This window comes from Bartonella sp. AP4SXKL (genome assembly GCF_042195845.1).
Lineage (GTDB): Bacteria > Pseudomonadota > Alphaproteobacteria > Rhizobiales > Rhizobiaceae > Bartonella.
The window spans coordinates 60,655-78,869 of record NZ_JBHIPA010000004.1 but is presented as its reverse complement, the minus strand read 5'-3'; the positions used below and the strand labels follow the sequence as shown (position 1 = coordinate 78,869).

14 protein-coding genes and 1 pseudogene are annotated in these 18,215 nt (G+C 40.0%); 7 read left to right on the top strand and 8 right to left on the bottom strand.

The annotated features are described in order from the left end of the window. Positions 1–83: 83 nt before the first annotated feature. Positions 84–2,090 (bottom strand): transketolase, encoded by a 2,007-nt coding sequence (tkt, locus tag ACFIMI_RS03455; protein ID WP_375638265.1) that lies wholly within the window; start codon positions 2,088–2,090, stop codon positions 84–86. A gap of 334 nt (positions 2,091–2,424) precedes the next feature. Between tkt and ACFIMI_RS03450 the strand changes: the two genes are divergently transcribed. Together ACFIMI_RS03450 and ACFIMI_RS03445 are read left to right on the top strand one after the other, a co-directional pair. Continuing rightward, the gene (locus ACFIMI_RS03450; RefSeq protein WP_005774573.1) at positions 2,425–2,700 is read left to right on the top strand and encodes a DUF4164 domain-containing protein; all 276 of its coding nucleotides are present in this window, start codon (positions 2,425–2,427) and stop codon (positions 2,698–2,700) included. A gap of 12 nt (positions 2,701–2,712) precedes the next feature. Next, positions 2,713–3,102, top strand: coding sequence for a cell division protein ZapA (locus ACFIMI_RS03445; RefSeq protein WP_375613188.1), 390 nt, complete (start codon positions 2,713–2,715; stop codon positions 3,100–3,102). Positions 3,103–4,582: 1,480 nt separating this feature from the next. On the opposite strand, the gene pyk is transcribed toward ACFIMI_RS03445, so the two are convergent. Both pyk and ACFIMI_RS03435 read right to left on the bottom strand, forming a co-directional pair. Beyond that, positions 4,583–6,019: a pyruvate kinase gene (pyk, locus tag ACFIMI_RS03440; RefSeq protein ID WP_375613187.1), complete on the bottom strand. Its 1,437-nt coding sequence runs from the start codon at positions 6,017–6,019 to the stop codon at positions 4,583–4,585. Beyond that, entirely contained in the window at positions 6,016–6,504 is a 489-nt protein-coding gene (locus ACFIMI_RS03435; RefSeq protein WP_273790491.1) for a DUF1036 domain-containing protein, read from the bottom strand. Before ACFIMI_RS03435 ends, pyk begins: the two co-directional genes overlap by 4 nt. A gap of 262 nt (positions 6,505–6,766) precedes the next feature. Between ACFIMI_RS03435 and ACFIMI_RS03430 the strand changes: the two genes are divergently transcribed. After that, positions 6,767–7,027, top strand: coding sequence for a DUF2312 domain-containing protein (locus ACFIMI_RS03430; protein WP_005774567.1), 261 nt, complete (start codon positions 6,767–6,769; stop codon positions 7,025–7,027). Positions 7,028–7,565: 538 nt separating this feature from the next. Here ACFIMI_RS03430 and rimJ read toward each other — a convergent pair. The 4 genes and pseudogenes from rimJ to ACFIMI_RS03410 form a co-directional block, all read right to left on the bottom strand. Next, positions 7,566–8,129: pseudogene (rimJ, locus tag ACFIMI_RS03425) on the bottom strand (ribosomal protein S5-alanine N-acetyltransferase). 571 nt (positions 8,130–8,700) lie between these two features. Beyond that, positions 8,701–10,563 (bottom strand): ABC-F family ATP-binding cassette domain-containing protein, encoded by a 1,863-nt coding sequence (locus ACFIMI_RS03420; RefSeq protein WP_375629752.1) that lies wholly within the window; start codon positions 10,561–10,563, stop codon positions 8,701–8,703. Next, entirely contained in the window at positions 10,563–10,949 is a 387-nt protein-coding gene (locus tag ACFIMI_RS03415; RefSeq protein ID WP_375692242.1) for a hypothetical protein, read from the bottom strand. The genes ACFIMI_RS03420 and ACFIMI_RS03415 overlap by 1 nt, the downstream gene beginning before the upstream one ends. Before the next feature lie 100 nt (positions 10,950–11,049). Further along, on the bottom strand, positions 11,050–11,685 hold the full coding sequence (locus ACFIMI_RS03410; RefSeq protein WP_375692241.1) for a thiamine diphosphokinase: 636 nt from the start codon (positions 11,683–11,685) through the stop codon (positions 11,050–11,052). Positions 11,686–11,832: 147 nt separating this feature from the next. On the opposite strand from ACFIMI_RS03410, the gene ACFIMI_RS03405 reads away from it, so the two are divergent. Continuing rightward, the gene (locus ACFIMI_RS03405; protein ID WP_375674804.1) at positions 11,833–13,410 is read left to right on the top strand and encodes a M48 family metalloprotease; all 1,578 of its coding nucleotides are present in this window, start codon (positions 11,833–11,835) and stop codon (positions 13,408–13,410) included. A gap of 308 nt (positions 13,411–13,718) precedes the next feature. Here ACFIMI_RS03405 and ACFIMI_RS03400 read toward each other — a convergent pair whose 3' ends face one another. Then, positions 13,719–14,630, bottom strand: a complete 912-nt coding sequence (locus tag ACFIMI_RS03400) for an RNA polymerase factor sigma-32 (RefSeq protein WP_015856975.1) — start codon at positions 14,628–14,630, stop codon at positions 13,719–13,721. 576 nt (positions 14,631–15,206) lie between these two features. On the opposite strand from ACFIMI_RS03400, the gene ACFIMI_RS03395 reads away from it, so the two are divergent. The 3 genes from ACFIMI_RS03395 to ACFIMI_RS03385 all read left to right on the top strand — a co-directional run bounded on the left by ACFIMI_RS03395 (position 15,207) and on the right by ACFIMI_RS03385 (position 18,038). After that, positions 15,207–16,787: a hypothetical protein gene (locus tag ACFIMI_RS03395; RefSeq protein ID WP_375613182.1), complete on the top strand. Its 1,581-nt coding sequence runs from the start codon at positions 15,207–15,209 to the stop codon at positions 16,785–16,787. A 21-nt stretch (positions 16,788–16,808) separates the two neighbouring features. Then, positions 16,809–17,150, top strand: coding sequence for a ferredoxin FdxA (fdxA, locus tag ACFIMI_RS03390; RefSeq protein WP_015856977.1), 342 nt, complete (start codon positions 16,809–16,811; stop codon positions 17,148–17,150). Positions 17,151–17,453: 303 nt separating this feature from the next. Next, on the top strand, positions 17,454–18,038 hold the full coding sequence (locus ACFIMI_RS03385; RefSeq protein WP_273790499.1) for a CarD family transcriptional regulator: 585 nt from the start codon (positions 17,454–17,456) through the stop codon (positions 18,036–18,038). Positions 18,039–18,215: the final 177 nt, after the last annotated feature.

The window sequence follows — 18,215 nt, the reverse complement described above, 5'->3', positions numbered from 1 at the left end:
TCCACAATAATGCACAAGATCATCCACAATACTGCACAGAATATGATGCCCTACAATCACCCCATTCATGACAACACAAGCTGTCACTTTGTCTTTTCCTCTTTGATCTTTTCCAGCCCTTTTTCAACGGTGGCAACAACATTTTCCCAAGTAATACCAAAATGCGCATAAAGGGCATCAATTGTTCCACTTGCCCCAAAGCCCTCCATACCAATAAACACACCATCACAGCCAATAAAACGGTCCCATCCTTGGGCGACAGCAGCTTCAATGGCAACTTTAATCGGTGCATCTCCAATGAGAGCACGCTGATAGGAGAGAGATTGTTGAGAAAAAAGTTCAAAACAAGGCACAGAAACCACACGCGTTGGGATGCCTTTTTCTTCTAACACCGCATGTGCTTCCACTGCAATTTGCAATTCTGAACCAGAAGCAAACAGCGTCACTTGTGCATCATCGCTAGCTGTTAGAAATTCATAAGCACCAAGCATACAGAGATTTTCTTCTTCATACTCTTGACGCAAAAGCGGTAGATTTTGTCGACTTAAAGCCAAGGTAGAAGGCGTCCCGCATGCTTTCAAAGCCAATTGCCAACACTCGACTGTCTCCATAGCATCGGCAGGACGGAACACAAAATGATTAGGCATTGCACGCAGGCAAGCCAAATGCTCTACGGGTTGATGGGTCGGACCATCCTCACCAAGACCAATAGAATCATGAGTCATGACATAAATCACCCGCAACCCCATGAGAGAAGACAAACGCATAGCAGGACGCATATAATCAGAAAAGCATAAAAAGGTTCCCCCATAAGGAATAAAGCCGCCATAAAGGGCAAGACCATTCATCACAGCTCCCATTGCATGTTCGCGAATTCCATAATGCAGATAGCGCCCTGAAAAATCTTCAGCAGAGATACTTTTCATCTGGCTACTTTTTGTATTATTAGATCCGGTTAAATCAGCCGAACCACCAATAGTCTCAACAACGACTTCATTGATCACTTCAAGAGCCATTTCCGAAGCTTTACGCGTAGCAACAACGGGGCGCTCTTCAACCAATTTCTGTTTATAAGTATCAATAGCGCCATCAAATCCGCCCACGAGATCGCCCCGCATCAATCTTTCAAACTCCACACGCTCTGAGACAGGAAGATCAGCAAATTTTTCTTCCCATTTTTGGCGTTTTTTAGCAGCATTGAGACTAGCCAAGCGCCAATTATCGAGAATATCGGCTGGAATAACGAAAGGCTCAGCATCCCACCCTAACGCGATACGGGTTTCAGTGATTTCTCGTGCGCCCAAAGGGGCTCCGTGAACTTTATTGGTACCCGCTTTATTGGGTGCTCCAAAGCCAATTGTTGTTTTACAAGCGATCAAAGTTGGTTTATCGGAATTTTGTGCCGCCTCAATAGCCCGCGCAATTGCTGCTTGATCATGCCCATTGACTTTATGTGTCTCCCAACCAGATGCCTTAAAACGCGCAATCTGATCTGTACTGTCAGCAAGGGAAATCTCTCCATCGATAGAAATATTATTATCGTCCCACAACACAATAAGCTTATTGAGTTTCAAATGACCAGCAAGGGAAAGTGCTTCTTGAGATATCCCTTCCATAAGGCATCCATCGCCCACCAACGCATAAGTGTAATGGTTGATAAGATCACCAAAACGAGCATTTTGCAAACGCTCTCCAAGAGCCATCCCCACAGCATTAGCCAACCCTTGTCCAAGAGGACCAGTCGTTGTTTCGATTCCTGCCACATGCCCATATTCTGGATGCCCAGCAAGCTTTGCTCCTAATTGGCGAAAATTTTTGAGATCTTCAATGCCAATATCTTCATAACCAGAAAGATACAAGAGAGCATAAAGCAACATAGACCCATGTCCTGCTGATAACACAAAACGATCACGGTTAGGCCAGCGAGGTTTTTTGGGGTCATGAGCAAGGAATCTTGTATAAAGAACCGTAGCAATATCGGCTGCTCCCATTGGCAAGCCCGGATGACCAGAATTTGCTTTTTCAATCGCATCAATAGCAAGAAAACGGATAGCATTGGCCATCTGATTCTGTTGGTGGGTGTTTGTCATGAATACTCGACCATTTCGTTAAATACGTTATTCTGTTGCTTTTTCCGTATTCTCTTAAAATTCTCAAGAAATACTATTTTCTAACCATTAGCGTGAGACTTTTTGCCACCACTTCAATAATATTAATAACATTCCCCTCACGCGTTCTGTATATCCATGTCATTTATGCCAATACGCGCAAAAAATCCAGCTTTTAATTTATATCTATCCCCTGCTTTGCTTGCTAAAATATCCTACATACTTAAAAATAAAATGCACACAACACAAGAGTGAAAGTGATTCGTTTTTGCATAACACATTGATAAAGGATACAATTACCCAAAGGATAAAAGCAATGAACCAAGAGACTACAGTTCTACAAGATGCTTTAGAGCACCTAGAAAAGGCACTTAGAACTTTAGAGATCACCATAATAAACCGCAATGCCGTTATTGATAAAAATAACGAATGGGAAGAAGAAATCCAACGAATGAATGCTGACCGCAGCCATCTTGCCCAAGCGCTTGACAAAGCTGAAGCCCAAATTGAACGCTTAGAGTCCGTAAACAAAGAAGTTTCCAAACGTCTTATTAAAGCAATGGAAACAATTCGTGTTGTCATTGATAGATAAAGGTTTGAATGTATGGAAACTGTTTCCGTTACCATTGATGGTAAAGTTTATCGCATGGCTTGTGACAAAGGACAAGAACGTCGTCTTATTGCGCTTGCTGCTCAATTGGATCAATATATCACACATTTAAAGAACAATTTTGGTGAAATTGGCGACCATCGTTTATCGGTTATGGCTGGCATAATGATTATTGATGAAATGGAAGAAATAAAACGAGAAAATAAAAAATTACAAGAAGACTACAATACTCTTTTACGACTCCACAACGAAAGAGACCGCACCATGGGGAAAATTATGCGTGACACCACACAACGCATTGAAAATCTCACCAACCAATTGCTCAAAGATGATCAAAACCGCACAAACCTTCAAGAACAAGAACAGGAACAGGAAGATTTCTAAAAGGTACATCAGCGCGTAATAAACCAGAGATTTGACTTGTCCGCCACATCTCACAGGATAAAAATTCTTAAACCCACACCAGTGTGTAAACAGTCTGGTTTTTTATAGGAAGGATTCCAGCTACTCACGACTTATGGGATTAACTTAAACCTCAACAAGAAAGCCCTACCCTGAATATTTCACCTCCGCACAAACGCTTCCTATATCAAGGAGACTGCCTTATATCACCACATTTCAAATGAGATGTCTTTTAACCGCGCAATAAGATAACAAAATCAACATCATTGTAAAAAAATCATATAAATGACAACAGCAACAAACAAATAAAGCACCCTTCGAAAAAAAGAGCTATATTCATGTTCCCTATGAATGCATGCCCAAAAATCCTTGCCCCTTAGATAATATCAAGCAGATTCAATATATATTAAAAAATAACCTTATCTATTATACCGTAAAACACCGCTATTTGATACTATAAGCACCATGGAGTCTTTGCACCTGAGATGTCCATCCGATGAAACCCACCGAAAAGAACCGTATCATTTATAAACCAGCGTGAATTAAGTATTTTCATCCTTTAGAGCAGGAAAAAAGTCAAACCCGAAGAGTATGTTAATCTCATACAACCTCAAACATCATAAACAACAATAATAGCTCTTGAAAACATCCTCTACCGCTATTTTTATCCTTATAACAAATAATCCATATTTCTCTCCCCACCCCTCAAAATCTCCAAGCTTAATAAAAGAAAGAGCAAGTCGGCATCATCATTATAGTCAGCCCTCAATATTGCGATAGCCCCCTTGGCTCGTAAAACGATTCATAAGAGGGACGCCTTTCTTGTACAGCTTTTTCCCATAAAACCCACCCGCTTGTGATGTACAAACAAAGAGTTATGATTAACAAAACATAAATAAATTTAAGAGAATCTTACGGAATTCGGGGTTCTAATTCAAGTTTAATAACGATAAATTATCATTATAAATCAATATGTTGCAAATGCTTCGACAAAGCATATTTTAAAAACACATTCACCCATCACTTTTTCTCATAACATACCAGTACGATTTTTTAGGCACATAATTTTAATTTTATTCAATTCTGTTTGCAAAAGTTTAAAATGGGAAAAATTTCAAGGCTCTTATCCAAAAAGCGAAAGAATGAACTCTCATTATCAATAAACATCTCGCTCGTATAAACATCAATAAAGCAATCCCCAATCTGTCTCAATGAAATAAAAGGGGGGCTCCCATTAAATGCCTACCGTAAAAGCAGTTTCCTCAGAACTAAAACAAAATCAACAGACAACATCACCGCATCTGCTTCCATCCCCAAACTGGACGACCTAATGCAACACCTTGCTATCTTACGATAGGAGATAAAAGAATAATGGGTCTATGGAGGCATTCACAAGAAGCGCACACCCGTTGTTTTTAAAGCCTGTTCAAAGGCGCATGAAAAAACACCATGCGTAAACGGCTCAAATCCCTTTCGTTCCATCTTGAGAGACAGAAGCAATACGCAAGAGATTTGTCGCACCGGGCGTTCCAAGAGGAACACCGGCTGTTACAAGGAAACGATCCCCTCCTTGGCAAAAGCCTTCCTGAAATGCAATGGCTGCTGCTCGATCAACCATATCTTCTAAATTGCGAGCATCTTGCGTGACCACACAATGAAGCCCCCAAACTAAAGCCAAACGCCTTGCTGTTTCCACAATGGGCGATAAAGCAATAATCGGTCTATTAGGGCGTTCACGAGAGGCGCGCACCCCCGTTGTTCCTGAAGCCGTATAGGCAACGATAGCGGATAGAGCAAGTGTTTCAGCAATCTGACGCGCAGCAAGAGAAATCGCATCCGTTCCTGTTGATTCTGGTGCTGGATGTTGTGCTCCAACCTGAGCGGCATAAGTGTGATCCTGTTCGATTTGTCGCGCGATTCGGTCCATCATAAGCACAGCTTCTTCAGGATAACGACCAGAAGCAGATTCAGCAGACAACATCACCGCATCTGTTCCTGCATAAACTGCTGTAGCAACATCCGACACTTCTGCGCGTGTGGGAACAGGAGATGTGATCATTGATTCGAGCATTTGTGTTGCCACCACAACCGGTTTTCCAGCTAAACGACAAGCTTTTATCAACTCCATCTGAAGTGCAGGGACCTTTTCCAGAGGCATTTCCACACCGAGATCACCCCGTGCAATCATAATACCATCGGAAATTTCAATAATCTTCTCTATATGCTCCAAGGCTTGAGGCTTTTCGATTTTAGCCATCAAAGACACCTTACTTTTCGTCAACTGACGCACCGCCATAATATCTTCTGGACGTTGAATAAAAGAAAGAGCAACCCAATCAACAGGCTGCTGTAAAAGAGCCTGAAGATCCTCCTTATCTTTTGACGTCATCGAATCAAAAGGCAAAATTGTATCGGGAAAACTGACACCCTTTCGATCAGAAATACGGCTACCAGCAACCACGCGACACTGTACAAAGTGATCATCACAAACTTGCGCACGCAGTTCCACCCTTCCATCATCAATCAACAACCGGTCCCCTGGTTTAACAGCCGAAAATACATCCTCATGAGGGAAAAAAACACGCTGCGCATCGCCAAGAACATCGCGATTATCTAATGTAAAGCTTTGCCCAACACGCAAATCTTCTTGCCCCTTAGCAAAACGCCCCACACGCAGTTTTGGCCCCTGAAGATCCACCAAAATACCAATGGGGCGTCGAACTGTTTTTTCAACTTCTCGTATAGACTCGACCAAATCACCCAGCATATCACGATCAGTATGGCTCATATTAAGACGAAAAACGTCTGCTCCTGCCCTAAAAAGCTTCTCAATCATCAAACGAGAAAAAGAAGAAGGACCAAGAGTCGCAATAATTTTTACTTTACGTGCACGTTTCACGGTGGAGAATTTCCTGAAAGAGAAGGTATAACTGAATTGTTTAACAAAGACTCATCCGTCAACTGTACCATCCAACTGGTTTGATTTCCGGTATCGATCTCTTTAAATTCAGCCTTTTGATATCCTCGAGGGAAACAATCATGAACCCCTTGAATAGTAAATTGGCTATCTTGCACACACATGGTCACAGAGCCTGCCCAGTTCCCTTTTTTTTGTGCCCCTTCCGCATAAAAATAATAAAACCGTGAAGCAAGGGGCCCCTCAATTAAAGTTTTACATTCCGTCACTGGTACCGTCCACCAGCCTTCGCTCACCCACCCTGAAAATGTACGATATCCAAGAGCAACCCCTACAGACTGTTGGGTTGTATTACAAACTCTAAAGTCAGCTTTTGCAAAAACAACAAGGGGAAACAAGAGCAAAATGCTCAAGAGAAAAACTTTTAATCCTTTCTGAAACACCCAATATCGCTTTTTTAAAATCACAAAACTTCCTCTATAATGCCAAATTCTCAAAACAAATTACACATTTCTTTTTTTAAAGCTTTTCAAATCTAAAACGTATATTTTTATATTTTTCTTTTTATAGCCCTTTTATCAATGCATATATCTTAAAAATTTTACAAAATATTTAAAGTCAATTTGTAAAAAAGCTGTGTAGCTTGATTTACTTTTTGTTTTCAAGCTTTTTTAACATAAATTCGTCGTCGAAAAACAACTTAAAATATATAACTTGGAGAAAAATACAATGAACGATACAGTAACCGATCAAACACACGCTATATCCGTAAACCAATTACGCTCTTTTATCGAACGTATTGAACGACTAGAAGAAGAGAAAAAAACCATTTCTGATGATATTAAAGACGTTTACACTGAACTTAAAGGCTCTGGTTTTGATAGTAAAGCTGTTCGAAGCATTATACGGCTGCGTAAAAAAGAAGAGCATGAAAGAATGGAAGAAGAAGCAATCATTGAACTTTATAAAAATGCGCTTGGTATGAATTAAAACCATTGATAACATTGGAAATTTTCTTAAGAAAAGAAAATACAAATGGCAAAAAATAAATGAATGTATAAAAATTTCACCCAACAATAAGCCGTTTGTGTAACTTGTAACGAGACTATCGGTCACAGAATACACAATATTGCAACAGCCCTCACATTTAAAAGGATTTATACAGAGAATTTTTATTCTTGTTCTTCAATAATTTTTATCCACATAAACCCTCACTTGTATGCCAACCTATGCCAACTCAGTTTGTGATGTGCAAGAGAGGTGTTTTTATGATTAAACATCAATAAATTTGAAATGAGAAAGTCTTCCGATATTGAGGACTCTCTTCAAATTGAAAAAAATGAATTATGATGATAAATCAATTTATTATCTACGCAAAGAAACATATGAAAGCGGTCAGCCGTTGAAATCCGCTAAACGAGAGTCTGAACTGTTTACAAAAGAAGAGGTGGTTAAGGATCTTCGTCTTTTAGGATAGGGAAAAGTGCAGCATATTTACACATTTGATAAAAAGACCCTTAACAAAACTTTATTCGAATCTATTAACGGACTCATAAAGATCATTGATTCGAGAGGTTAGAATGTGATCTCTCCATTTTCCAGAAATCATCAAATAGTCTTTGGCATAGCCTTCTTTTTCAAAATGAAGGCGTTTTAATAAACGTTCGCTTTTTATGTTCTCAGGTCTATAATTTGCCATCACTCTATGCAGATGATAAACATGAAAGATATGGCGTATTAGAGCCGATAAACTCTCAAACATGAGACCTTTGCCTTGTTATTTTTCATCAAGAGAAAAACCAAGATGACAGGCTTGAAAAACACCCCGAACCACATTTGTAAAATTCACAACACCGATGACTGTGTTTTCATTTTTTAATCGTACAGCATATCGGTATGCTTGTCCCTGTGCGCTTTCATAAGCAAATGCATTGGCTCGTGTTTCCCAAGCTGTTAGGCTGTGGTAACCATCAGATCTAACAGGTTCAAAAGGACGCAGATGATTCGCATTACGGAGGAAATAAGAAGACAGTTCAGCTGCATCTTCTAAACTGATCAATGTGGAAATTGTTCGCTTTGTTTTAATTGCCATCATTTTCTCCTCCTAGAAATGTTGCAATAACACGTTGATTTATCTTAACAAATCATCATTTTTAAACTTAAATTATAACATCAAATACAGTAAGCTTTCCTCATCACAACACTTCTTACGTTAGAATTAATGAGGATCATTTGCTTTTCCATCATAAGCGGGGTTGGTATGTTTAAAGCATAAGGTAAAGACAAGGGCATGTTTCTTATGAATGCTCTCAAATTCCAAGGGGCGCTATAGCAACACTAAGAGCGAGCAAAATATGCAATGGAACTGGCATATTTCCATATACGAAATTTTGAAAAAACTCACGGCAAAGGTAGTTTTGTTTCTTTGCCTTGTAAGCTCAGAGCATGTTTGTTTTGCGCTATCATATCACTGTCCCCCCATATACAAATCCTAATGACCATCGCCTTGAGATGCTATATGTTACAGTGCAATCTAAAAAGTCTCTGCCATAACTCATCAACAACACTGTTCCCGCTAAATCAGCCACAAACTCTTGTAACAAATTAAAGAAAAGCGATGATGCAATACGAATTAAAATGTTTAGATATTAATATCTGAAACATTACCGTGAACACGCTTCCATTTCTTCGCGTAAAATTTCAAGTTCTAACCATTCTTCTTCTTTTTGTGTGCAAGTATTTTTCTTTTTTTCCAACGTTGTTGATAAACGCTCAAAACGCTCTTTATCACTGCGATAAAGGGCTGGATCAGAGAGTTCTTGCTCAATTTTTTTGATTTCGTCCTGTAAAACAGCAATTTCTTCAGGCAATTTTTCCAATGCATAAACCTGCTTATAAGACAATTTACTTCGTGTTTTTTTCTCTCGCCCTATCAAGCTATGATCTATTGATGTATCCTGTTTTGAAAGCTCTCCCGCATGAGATTTTGAAGGTGCTTTACGCTGCGATAATTCTGTTCTTTTGCGTTGTAAGCGAAGAGCATGCTGGTTCTGCGCCATCATATCACTATAGCCGCCCGCATACAAAACCCAATGACCATCACCTTGAGGTGCCAACATATGCGTTACAGTACGATCTAAAAAGTCTCTGTCATGGCTGACCAACAATACTGTCCCCGCAAAATCAGCAATAAATTCTTGCAACAAATCCAAAGTTTCCATATCCAAATCATTGGTCGGTTCATCAAGAATCAAAAAGTTTGCAGGACGAGAAAGAAGTCGTGCAAGCATGAGGCGTGCTCTTTCTCCCCCTGAAAATTCTTTAAGGGGAGTGCGAGCTTGTTCCGGTAAAAATAAAAAGTCTTTCATATAAGAAACGACATGCCGCTCCAGCCCATTGATCACAAGAGTATCACCTCTTCCTCCCGTTAAATAATGCGCTAAAGTTTCTTCTTCATTTAAAATACGTTGCTGATCAAGCAATGCCATAGAGAGGTTATAGCCATGCCTCACCGTTCCACTATCCACGGCTTCTTGCCCAATTAATGCAGAAAGGAGCGTTGTCTTTCCGATTCCATTGGGTCCTACCAAACCGATTCGATCACCCCGCTGAATGCGCAAAGAGAAATCTTTCACGATAATGCGATCACCATAGGATTTTGAAATTTTCTTTGCTTCAAGCACCAATTGCCCAGAATCATGACTTTTTGCTGCTGTCAAAAGTGCATTTCCTGGCTGCCCTTTATAGGTTTGATGACGCTGTCTTAAGTCTTTTAATTCGCCTAAGCGCCGTACATTACGCTTACGCCGTGCGCTCACGCCATAACGCAACCATTGCTCTTCACGAGCAATTTGGCGCCCCAATTTATGCTGTTCGATGGCTTCTTCTTCCAGTGCTTTATCACGCCAATTTTCAAACTCAGAAAAACGCTTTTCCAGTCTTTTGGTTGTGCCACGATCAAGCCATACCGTTGACCGTGTAACATTTTCTAAAAATCGTCGATCATGGGAAATCACCACAATCGCTGAACGCAAAGAAGCCAAAACAGCTTCCAGCCATTCAATAGTTGGTAAATCAAGATGATTGGTTGGTTCATCTAAGAACAAAATATCGGGTTTTGCAGCAATGGCCCGTAACAATGAAACACGCCGCTTTTCGCCTCCCGAAAGCGTTTCCAATTTTTCCGTCCCAGAAAACCCTAAATTTGTGCGAAGCGTATTAATCCACTGAACATCAGATATATCATCCAGCCCCGCTTCCATATAAGCATTAATATCTTCAAATCCTGAACAATCCGGATTTTGTGAGACATAACGGAGCGTTACTCGCGGGTGGCGAAAAATTTCGCCACCATGAGGTTCTAATATTCCTGCGGCAATTTTTAATAAGGTCGACTTTCCACAACCATTACGGCCAACCAACGCAATACGCGCCCCCTGCTCAACCGATAAAGAAGCTTGATTGAGCAAAGGCGTTTTTCCAAAATTTAAGAAAATGCGGTCAAGCCGCAAAAGCGGCACCGCCATTAACGAACGCGGCGCGGACAAGGTGCTTGATACATCACCCCTCTTGCATCACGGTAAGCACACAATTGCCGTATAGGAACTCTTTGTCTACAAGGTGCTTGGTAAACATGCCCTCTACGACCACGATACGTGCACAATTGTGATGCCTGTCTTTGTTGTTTTCTTTGATTTGCAGCTGCACCTGTTACTGTTCCAGCCAAAGCACCAAATGCTGCACCGGTAAGTGCTGCTCCAGGCGTACTTCCAGCAATAGCAGTTCCAGCCAAAGCACCGATTGCTGCTCCTCCTACGCCGTAACGTGCAACGCGTTCATCATTTGTAGTACAAGCGACTGAACTGAAACCAATGGCTGCAACAACGGCCACTTTAAAAATTGATTTTAACATATCAAAACCTTTCCTTCTCAAGATCAATACATATATCGTTTATGTCGGCACTTCATCACTAGGCCCCCCCCTGCCTTATTCAAAATATATTGGAAGAGCTTTATGGAATAGGTACAGACACTAGCAATATAGCTTTTCCAGAACCTAAATGGCAAGAAAAGGTTCCACAAATACGGTTAGAAAGTGTTAAAGAAGAGCCAAATGACACATTTTTGTCACAAATTGGCCATTTTACTCCCTTAAGCGTTAAACCTTTTAAATCAGAAAAACCGATAAGACTAAACAAACACCCTTTAGGCAAATCATATGAACAAGGCTTTGGCAAAACCGGCCAACCTTCTTCCAAACCGCTTGTCAACAACACTGAAATACCCCTTTCAGCCATCATCAACGCTTGCGTCATATGAGAAAGGCTATGATCACTTCGCTCCCCTCCCAAAGCACCGCATAAAATAAGCTTTTTAGCACCCTTTTGCAGCGCTCTTTCACATGCCAGAGCACTATCTGTCATATCTTTATCAGAGGGAAAAACTTCACGCGGAACATGATTATATTGGCAGATTAAATTCTCATCTGATGAATCAAAATCTCCTAACCACAACTCAGGCGTTACATTAAGCGTTGCCGCATGACGCATACCACCATCCGCAGCAATCACCCGACTGTTTTGAATTTGATTAAGCAAACGATCAGTGATATGAACATCCCCATTTAATAATATCGTAAATGTTGTCATGCCATACTTTGCCTTTCACAAAATTTTCTTTACAGTGCATCTTTTTATAAGTGAGAGTCATTTTTTATAAACAAAAAGCATGATATAGCCAAACGAATCCTTATCCCTAATGCCTTTCTTAAAGAAACATACGATACAAAGATACAAATGCAATTTGCCAAATTACTCCGCAGAAATAATGTGCACCATGGTCCAACGCACCCCATTTTTCACCGCAATTTTCTTTTTCGCTCTTGCCTGTATAAAGCAACTTTCATAAGTCTAACGTTTCTCCTTTCGGCTTGTCATACACCACTTTCTCAAAATGATAGGCTTTCTTCCACTTCTTCTAAAACGATCAAACGTACCAACAACCACAATATCTATGTCACATTAAGCGCTCTGCAACACCCACGTATTTTGCAAATGTATGGTGGCGCTTATCATGATGCAAAACTTGAACACCTTTTAGCAAAGATTGTCCGTAAACTAGCAGTTGCATCCCATAGTTCTCATCAAAACTATTCTGTAACAATTTTAAACTCAGAAACTATCAATGCTTTTGCGCTCCCCAACGGCTCGATCTACATCACTCGTGGTATGCTGGCATTAGCCAATGATTCTTCAGAAGTTGCAGCCATTTTAGCCCATGAGATAGCACATATCAGAGCCAATCATGGCATTTTACGCCTGCAAAAAGAAGCCCAATTAAAGATGACCAATCACATGTCTTCACGTCTTCTTTCTTCTATTGGCAAAAAACTTCATAACCCTATGCAAAACAAGCAACAACTCGCGCAATTTTCCCGCAATCAAGAGCTGGAAGCTGACTCCCTTGCGCTCGAAATGCTCCAACAATCAGGATATGATCCTTTTGCTTCACCACGCTTTCTTCAAACAATGGAAGCCTATAGTGCTTTTCGTAATATCTCTGGCACCCAAAATGCCTCTCTAGATTTTTTAGCCTCCCACCCAACTACCCCTCAACGCATTCGGCTTGCGATAGAAAAAGCGCGTAAAATCAGTAAAGGGAATAGTAAAATATCCGATCATGATTCTTTTCTCAAAAGCATTGATGGCATAATTTTTGGAGGAGGCTTTTATACAGGTTTTGTACGAGGCAACCAATTTATTCACCCACAATTGCGCATAGCTTTTTCTGTTCCAAACAATTTTACAATAGAACATTCAGCACACACTGTTTGGGCCAGTGGACCAGATAAAATTGCGATTCGTTTTGATGCTATTCCACATCCTGCTGAAATATCTGCGAGTGATTATTTGAAAAGCGGCTGGATTATCGGTCTAGATCAATCATCTATCCGCCCCATCACAATTCAAGGGCTCCCCAATCAAGAATTTATGCGCCAAGAATCCCAAAGCCAAAGTTTACTTGGAGCGCGGGCCTATGCTACCAATGATCAATGGCAATTTGATGTGGTTGTCATTCCATTCAACAACCACATCTTTCGTTTTTTGACGGCCGCTCCATATAATTCTCGAAATTTTGCAGAGGTTGCCCAAAAAACGCTACAAAGCTTTCATTCTCTTTCATCTTCACAGTTAAAAAAATTGCAGCCCTTAAAAATCCGTGTTGTCCGTGTTAAACAAGGAGAAACCGTTGCCAATCTTGCAGATAAAATGCAATACACACCATATAAAGAAAAACTCTTTCGCATCCTCAACGCCCTCTCACCAACGCAAACTTTACCCGCAGGTACAAAAGTGAAAATTATTACAGAATAAGCCTTTCTTCTCATCCGTTACAGTTTTGATTCTTTTCTGCCTGTATCACGCCCTCCCCCTTAAAGCATATTCGAAAATAAAGAGGAACACTTTAAAATCCAACTTCATCATGCCTTTATAGGTCTCCGTTTGATATATATATTTCCTCCAACTAACAGCCCCCTATCTTCCTCTGTTTATCAGTAGCGCCCCCAAGGAGGCATATTCCTAAACAAATATGAACACCCCCTAAAACTGACTTTATCATATTCTCATATGCCCCCACTTAATACATTCTCTTTCCTCCCCCCCCCAAAGCCTTTCACTGCTTATATATCGTAAGCGTCTTCTGAATGAACCGTAAGGAGAGCAGAGCGCAATTTTTGCAAAGCCCTAGCTTCAATTTGACGCACGCGCTCTTTCGAGATTCCTAACTTTTCACCTAAAACTTCGAGAGTCGCCCCCTCTTCATTTAAGCGACGAAAGCGAATAATTTCCAACTCCCGTTCGTTGAGAATTTGCAACGCATCGTAAAGCCATTGTGTACGCCGTTGACCATCAATGACTTGCTCAATTAAAGCATCAGGAAGAGGACTATCATCCACCAAAACATCCATCTTAGCAATGGGATTATCACTGTTCTCAGAAACAGAAACACTCAAGGAATTATCAGAACTGGAAAAACGAAAATCCATCGTTTCAACATCGCGCACGGAAACACCGAGTTTTTCAGCGATTGTGCGAAAAATATCCTGTTTTGACAAAGCACTATCATCTTGTATCAGTTTTGCACGCAAACGCCGAAGATTAAAGAAAAGTGCTTTTTGCGAAGAACTCGTTCCCCCTCGAACGATTGACCAATTTCGCAAAATATAATCTTGAATAGAAGCGCGTATCCACCACGTTGCATATGTTGAAAAACGCACTTCCCGATCAGGTTCAAAACGTGCAGCTGCTTCCAATAGTCCCACATACCCTTCTTGTACCAAATCCCCCAATGGCATTTTGAAACGTTTAAAGCGATTAGCAATAGCAATCACTAAACGCATATGAGCCGCTGCAATTTGATGCATGGCATCATCATCACGTTTGTCTTTCCACCGCAGAGCCAAATCATGCTCTTTTTGTCGTTCAAGATAAGGTGCTTGCATAGCAGAACGCATCATATTACGTCCTAAGCTTTTGTCTGCATCGCTATAATTTTTGCTGCTTTTATAAACAGCATTTGAAAGATTACCCATAATAACCCCTTGCGATTAAAATTATCAAAATTGATTTGGCAACGACATCATTGTTCTTCGCTTAAAAAGAACGCAAAAGTTGTTAACTTCTGTGACCACTACTTTAACGTGTAATTTTATAATCGCAATTGTTTTTTTTACTGTCATGGTAAAACTTCTTGACATAAGACACAATTTCACCTGCAAAATGCCTTTACAATATGCCTTTTAGCCTATGAAATATTTGAAAAAACTTTCTCTTCACTTTTCATGACAAAACAGCAAAAAAATAAAGTGATCATGCAAAAGAAATGCCGTTTTTTGATAACCGGTTCCGTTTCCTTTTAAATTGAAGAATTTATTTATGCTTTTAGCTTTACAATACAACTAATAAGTGTAATTTGCAAATATAAAGCATCCAAACTGAATGAAAACTGAATGAAAAAAGAATCATTCAAGTTTTAAAGGCGCAAAGAAACAGCAAAAAATGACAAGAGTGATTGAAGCAAACGCAACAAACGTGTTAAAGAAAGAGCACCATTATGAAATTGTCGCAAAAAGCTTTTGACCAGTGTCACACTGAGAAAGAAAATGATCATGGATAGCAAGATTGTTCAACAGAATGAGATTCTTCAAGATGATATTCTCATTGAAAAACACGGAAGGGGTAAATTTGAAGGTTTTCGTTTTTATGCCAACAAAAACAGTACCGATCAAATAGCTGAGAAGCAAATTTCAACAGAGAATGAGAATTTGATTCTTGCTTTTTCCAAACGCGCGACACGTTTTTGTGCTTCTGCAAATGGAGATTTTACCCTCAGTTCTGATGGAATTGTGCGCTGGATTGGTCAACCCGTAGGACAACTTGTAGCAACAGAAGATTTTTTTAAACCAAAACTGATTGTTTTAGCAGATGAACAACTCACGGGAGAATCCCGCAATAACGTTGTGAAACGATTAGAACGCTTTGTCACCTTTCATTTTGAAACGACTTTAAAACCCCTGTTTGATTTGCGCAATGCTGATAATTTAACGGATTCAACAAACAGTCTTGCTTTACAACTTTTTAACTCTTTAGGGATTTTACCACGCCGCGAAGTCTTAGACATTGTCAAAAACCTTGCGCAAGAATCACGTGCCGTTCTTCGGCGTCTAGGCGTGCGTTTTGGCGCTTTTCATATCTATGTTGCCGGAATGCTTAAACCTGCTCCGGTTCAAGCCATTACTCTCCTGTGGAATCTTCAAAATGCGGGACAAGATCAAACTGGTTTGGGTGAAGTTTTTTCAGCATTATCTGCTGGTCGAACCTCTTTAATTGTTGACCCTACCTATAACCGCCAATTTTATCAATTAGCCGGCTACCGAATCTTAGGACAACGTGCTGTACGGATTGATATTTTAGAACGTCTTGCCAATCTCATCCGTCCCGCACTTCATTGGAAACAAGGAAGTGATCCTAAACCCGATGGAGCCTATGATGGCAAAAGTTTTTTTGTTACACCAGCCATGATGTCCATTCTTGGGGCCAATGGAAACGATATGGAAGAAATCCTCAAAGGACTTGGTTATCAATCGTACAGCATAAGCAATACTGTTTTTGAACAAAATCTCTTTGCACACCAAGCCTCTTCCCCTGTCAATAGGGCAATGCAAGATGTTCCTGCAGCAGAATGCGTTGGAAGTCAATGGCAAACAGTAAGCGATTTAGAAACAACACGAGAAGAAAAAAATACCTCATTCCCAAACACTTCATCCTCTGGTATTGAAAAACATCTCCATAAAACCAATCGTTTACCAGCAGCTGAACCTGTTGGGAATTTTGCCAAATCCCCTCGCTCTACAGAAGAAGATAAAGTTATTTTGTTATGGCATTATAAGCATCAATTTCCCCACCATGCACAAAAAAAACGTGATAAATTAGGAAATAAGTGGCAAAATAAATCGAAGAACGCTGTAAAAAAAGCGGAATACAAAAATGAAAATTCCCCTCAAGAAGCACCATCACAAGCAAAACGCTCTCATAAGTTCCACAAATCCCAAGGGAAACATGCAAATCATAAGCCCTTTCAAAAAGAAAAGCGCCTTAATCCTGATTCACCTTTTGCGAAACTAGCTGTACTACGCGATCAACTCACCAATCATAAAAACACGCACACACTTTCCTCTAAAGAGAATTAAAGTAACAAATGGAGTTTGATCTTGACCCACGTAGTAACCGACAACTGCATTCACTGCAAATATACGGATTGCGTTGAAGTCTGCCCAGTTGATTGTTTTTATGAAGGGGAAAATATGCTTGTTATTCACCCCGATGAATGCATCGATTGTGGTGTTTGCGTGCCAGAATGCCCAGCAGAAGCGATTTTACCTGATACAGAACCAGGATTAGAAAAGTGGTTAGAACTCAATCTTCATTATGCAAACAAATGGCCTAATCTAACCACCAAAAAAGATCCTCTTCCTCAAGCAAAAGAAATGGATGGTGTTCCAAATAAATTAGAAAAGTATTTTTCAGAAAATCCAGGAAGTGGCGAAGAGTAATGATAAAGTGTACACTCTCCTCCTTCAACGATTGAAAGACTTCTCTTGTAAAAATAAAAAATCCTTAAGCGAAATGATTGATTCTTTTAAATTTTGATGTTAGTGTTATTTTAACATGATCATCTTTCTAAGTATTTTTCTTTGCTTGTTATAGTAAAGCGGTGTATTTTTTTTTGATTTAAAAGTACTCGGCTTTTATGCTCACTTAATTGGTACAATATACTTGGTTAAAGAAAACTCAACCCTCAGGTTTATAACCTGTTTTCCGATACATTTGTTGATCATAAGGGAGTAAACTAAAATATGGCATCCCAACATGGAACGTCTTCCAAGACCAAAGAATTTGCAACCTCTGAATATATCGTCTACCCTACGCATGGAGTAGGACAAATTATAGCGATTGAAGATCAAGAAGTTGCAGGACATAAATTAAAACTTTTTGTCATTCATTTCGCGAAAGATAAGATGGATGTCAAAGTCCCCATTGCAAAAGCCCTTTCCGTTGGAATGCGTAAATTATCTGCTAGTGATTCTGTCGAACGTGCCTTAAAAGTTTTACGTGGAAAAGCACGCGTTAAACGGACCATGTGGTCACGTCGTGCACAAGAATATGATGCTAAAATCAACTCAGGAGATCTTATTTGTATCGCCGAAGTGGTCCGTGATCTTTTCCGCTCTAATCTACAGCCTGAACAATCTTACTCTGAGCGCCAACTTTATACAGCTGCTCTTGAAAGAATGGCCCGTGAAATTGCGGTTATCAATAGTCTTTCTGAAACAGAAGCTATCAATCTCATAGAGATGCATCTCTCCAACAAGCCGGAACGCGAGTTTAAAACTGAGAGAGAAGAAACAGATGAAAACAGTAAAGCTGTCTACGCTGCATAATACACTCTTTCATCATAATGATGATATTTCGATAAAACCAGCGAAAAGCTGGTTTTATTTTTTAACATCCTCTCTGCCCTTAAGGACAAAGTTTCTTAACCAGCGCCAATCTATAAACAATCTAACTTTTCGACAAATTCCTCCTCCTTATTTTCTTTCTTCATAGATAACAAACTG

Bases quoted from the DNA above. Each gene is read 5' to 3' on its own strand.
- ACFIMI_RS03430 (WP_005774567.1), top strand. From the start codon at position 6,767: ATGAACGATACAGTAACCGATCAAACACACGCTATATCCGTAAACCAA.
- ACFIMI_RS03450 (WP_005774573.1), top strand. From the start codon at position 2,425: ATGAACCAAGAGACTACAGTTCTACAAGATGCTTTAGAGCACCTAGAA.
- ACFIMI_RS03420 (WP_375629752.1), bottom strand. From the start codon at position 10,563: ATGGCGGTGCCGCTTTTGCGGCTTGACCGCATTTTCTTAAATTTTGGA.
- ACFIMI_RS03405 (WP_375674804.1), top strand. From the start codon at position 11,833: ATGCAATTTGCCAAATTACTCCGCAGAAATAATGTGCACCATGGTCCA.
- ACFIMI_RS03395 (WP_375613182.1), top strand. From the start codon at position 15,207: ATGGATAGCAAGATTGTTCAACAGAATGAGATTCTTCAAGATGATATT.
- ACFIMI_RS03410 (WP_375692241.1), bottom strand. From the start codon at position 11,685: ATGACAACATTTACGATATTATTAAATGGGGATGTTCATATCACTGAT.
- ACFIMI_RS03415 (WP_375692242.1), bottom strand. From the start codon at position 10,949: ATGTTAAAATCAATTTTTAAAGTGGCCGTTGTTGCAGCCATTGGTTTC.
- ACFIMI_RS03385 (WP_273790499.1), top strand. From the start codon at position 17,454: ATGGCATCCCAACATGGAACGTCTTCCAAGACCAAAGAATTTGCAACC.
- tkt (WP_375638265.1), bottom strand. From the start codon at position 2,090: ATGACAAACACCCACCAACAGAATCAGATGGCCAATGCTATCCGTTTT.
- ACFIMI_RS03445 (WP_375613188.1), top strand. From the start codon at position 2,713: ATGGAAACTGTTTCCGTTACCATTGATGGTAAAGTTTATCGCATGGCT.
- ACFIMI_RS03400 (WP_015856975.1), bottom strand. From the start codon at position 14,630: ATGGGTAATCTTTCAAATGCTGTTTATAAAAGCAGCAAAAATTATAGC.